Consider the following 668-nt stretch of genomic DNA (forward strand, 5'->3'; position numbering starts at 1 on the left):
GGCGGATTCAACCGGTCGTCGCAACACCGGTCTTCTGGGCCGAGTGTAGGTGTTCGTTGAGTGCCTCGGCCGGGGTCTTCCATCCGAGTGTTTTGCGGGGACGGCTGTTGAGGGCGTGGGCCACGGCCTGGAGTTCGTCGGGCGACCACCTGGAGAGGTCAGTTCCCTTGGGAAAGTACTGGCGGAGAAGCCCGTTCGTGTTCTCGTTCGTCCCTCGCTGCCAAGGACTATGCGGGTCGGCGAAGTAGACCGCGACGCCGGTCTCGAGCCTGAACTGCGCGTGCTGGGACAACTCCTTGCCGCGGTCCCAGGTCAGCGATCGCCTGAGCTGCTCGGGCAGCGTTGTGATCACCGGTGTGAGTGCCTTGTTCATCGACAGGGCGCCATAGCCGGCCAGAGCGGGTCCGTTCTTGGTCCGTGGGATCGTGCCGTATCCCTCCTCTCGGGGCAGGTGGACCAGCATGGTGAACCGGGTGGTCCGCTCGACCAGCGTGCCGATCGCAGACCGGTTGAGCCCGATGATCAAGTCTCCTTCCCAGTGCCCGGGGACGGCGCGGTCTTCGGCCTCGGCCGGGCGCTTGCTGATCATTACTTCGGGCGAGACGTGGGCCCAGGCTTTGCGTTGGGTGCGGGCGCGCGGGACGCGCAGTGCCCGCCCGGTGCGCAGG

General features: G+C 66.6%; 1 protein-coding gene. It reads right to left on the minus strand.

Going from position 1 to position 668, the window contains the following annotated elements; translation table 11 throughout:
* Positions 1-7: 7 nt before the first annotated feature.
* A partial coding sequence (locus tag PV350_RS46885; protein WP_500339342.1) for an IS30 family transposase occupies positions 8-668 on the minus strand: 661 nt, incomplete at its 5' end.

Source organism: Streptomyces sp. PA03-6a (assembly GCF_033792765.1).
Taxonomy (GTDB): domain Bacteria; phylum Actinomycetota; class Actinomycetes; order Streptomycetales; family Streptomycetaceae; genus Actinacidiphila.